The sequence below is a fragment of the Mesorhizobium sp. M7A.F.Ca.CA.003.01.2.1 genome, from assembly GCF_003998945.1.
Lineage (GTDB): Bacteria > Pseudomonadota > Alphaproteobacteria > Rhizobiales > Rhizobiaceae > Mesorhizobium > Mesorhizobium ciceri.
Map to the genome: position 1 here is coordinate 1 of NZ_RZRA01000932.1, position 2,183 is coordinate 2,183.

General features: G+C 62.8%; 3 protein-coding genes. All 3 read right to left on the bottom strand.

All coding sequences use genetic code 11. The features are described from left to right. Window positions 1-370: hypothetical protein (locus tag EN969_RS27840; protein ID WP_127419575.1), on the bottom strand; the 370-nt coding region annotated here is incomplete at its 3' end. 150 nt (window positions 371-520) lie between these two features. Then, window positions 521-1,651, bottom strand: coding sequence for a hypothetical protein (locus EN969_RS27845; protein WP_063168826.1), 1,131 nt, complete (start codon window positions 1,649-1,651; stop codon window positions 521-523). 6 nt (window positions 1,652-1,657) lie between these two features. Further along, the gene (locus EN969_RS27850; protein ID WP_013530043.1) at window positions 1,658-2,092 is read right to left on the bottom strand and encodes a DUF4383 domain-containing protein; all 435 of its coding nucleotides are present in this window, start codon (window positions 2,090-2,092) and stop codon (window positions 1,658-1,660) included. Window positions 2,093-2,183: the final 91 nt, after the last annotated feature.

Below are 2,183 nucleotides of genomic sequence, written 5' to 3' on the forward strand. Positions count from 1 at the left end.
GTTCATAGGCAACGGGCCGGGCGGCGTCGGCTTCCATGGCGGTCGTCGGCGAACCGACCGAGACGCTCGGCCGGTGGCTGAGTTCCGGCGGCAGCGGGCTTTCGGTTCTGACGACGCGGCTGGCGGGCTTCAATTCCGGGCGCGATGCGGTCGCGGCCAGCTGCGAAGAGGACGACGAACCCTTCGTGCGGCAAATGCCGGAGACGAGCGGATAGTTGAAATTGCGCTCGTGCAGCATCTGGCTCTTCATCGCCGCTTCGCACTCGGCGACGGTCGACCATTTGGCCGGCGTCTCGCCGATATATTCGCAAAGCTTGGCGTCGCAGTCGCAGCCGACAATGGTCATGGCGACAAGGGCGGTCTTGATCACGGTCTTGTCCCTTCGAGATGCCCCCCGGCAGCCCTTCCATTTCTTCCCATTCCTTCGCGCGCGAACAAGGCGGGATTTGGCCGCGATTGTGGAATGGGCGTGGCGGAGCCCAGGAAATGCCTAATCTTGGCCGGGCGTGACCGAAAGGCCTCAGTAATCGTAGACGTGTTCGAGCCTGGCGCCGGACTTGATCAGCGCCGGCAGCACGAGATGCAGTTTGCGCACGGCAACGATCATGCCGGTGCGGCGCGTGGATTGATCGGCCGGCAGCGGATAGCTGAACAGGATGTGCATGCCTTCGGGAATGGCGATCGTATCGGTGGAGAGCACCGTGGCCATGATCTCGTCATTGCCGCCGATCTCGACGAAGGAGACGCCCTTGTCGATCAGGCGCAGGATCATTTCGGTGAAGACCTGATAGCGCCTGGTGACGAAGATGGTGCCGTCAGCGCCCATGTCGCGTTCGAGCAAGGTGTCGGGCTCGTTGCGCGTGGCTTCGCCGACGGGCCCCTTGGCCCAGACATGGATGTCGAGCAAGGCGGGGTCCATCGTGGCAGCGAGGGCCTTTTTTATCAGGTCGGCATAGCCCTGCTTGATGGTGTCGGCGAGGCCGAACGCCAGCTTGCGTTCGCTGGTGCGGACGGAGCTGTCGCCCGGCACCGGCTGCACGGCAAACAGGCCGGCACGCTTGTCGGCATACGGGAACTGATACCAGGGCACCTGGTCGAGAAACGCGGCATAGTCCGCCGCGACCTTGGCCTGATAAATGTCGGCGGCGGTGCGCTTGGCCGTTGTCGCCTCGGTGATGCGGCCGACCGTGTTCTCATAGGCCCACTGCAATATATGCTCGATCGAGTGGCTGGTGCCGATGATGACCAGCATCTGGTGGTTGGCATAGTTGAATTTGTAGGGAGCGCTGGCGCGGATGACCATGGCGTAGTCCTGCCAGAAGCGGCCGATATAGGACCAGTAGGGGAAGCCGCTCGGCTGGTCCTTGTCGACGAAGCCGGCATATTCGCGTGCGGCGTAGACGATCGCCCATTCCGGATAGGTGAGGAAGGTTGATTCCTCCGGCCGCTGGTAGCCGGGGATCTCGGCGCGGACCTTGTCGGCCAGCGCCTTGGGCGGGGCGCCGTCGGCAATGCCGGGCAGCGGCGTCTTGTCGAGCGACGACGTCGTCAGGAAGCCGTAGCTCAGCCCGGCGATCGGGATGAGGATGACGACGACGATCAGCCAGAGGATCGTCTTGATGAGGCGCTTCAGCCAGCGGAACAGGAACATGCCCGATCAGGCCGTGGCGAAGTGGTCGTGTACGCGCCTGGCTAGCCGGAAGCCGACATAGACGGCGAAGCCGCCGATGACGATGTGCGGCAGGTTGGCGAAGAAGCGGGCCGGGAATTCGATATCGTTGAGAGAGCGGAAGCCGTTGATGAAGATACCGGCATCGAGGCAGCCGGAACCGGTGACCAGCCCGAGCACGCCGTCGAAAAGGTAGACCGAGCCGAACAGCTTGAAATAGAACACTGCCTGGCGGTGCGAGATGAAGGCGGCGGCCAGCGCCCAGACGCCGGAGAAGGCGTGCAGCAGATCATCGTACCATTGCAGCGAGAACAGGCCGAACAGATTGCCGTCGGCATCGTTGAAGGCCGGTATGTAGCCGATGGCGACGACGCCGAAGAATAGGAAGGCATAGGCAACGGCAAGCTTCTGGACGAGCGTCATGAAGTATCCCCCTTCTACAAGCCCATTTGTAAACGCTACTCTGCCGGCCGCCTGACGCGGTTTTCTGCGCTTCCGATGCTCACGGACTCAA

Bases quoted from the DNA above. Each gene is read 5' to 3' on its own strand.
- EN969_RS27850 (WP_013530043.1), bottom strand. From the start codon at position 2,092: ATGACGCTCGTCCAGAAGCTTGCCGTTGCCTATGCCTTCCTATTCTTC.
- EN969_RS27845 (WP_063168826.1), bottom strand. From the start codon at position 1,651: ATGTTCCTGTTCCGCTGGCTGAAGCGCCTCATCAAGACGATCCTCTGG.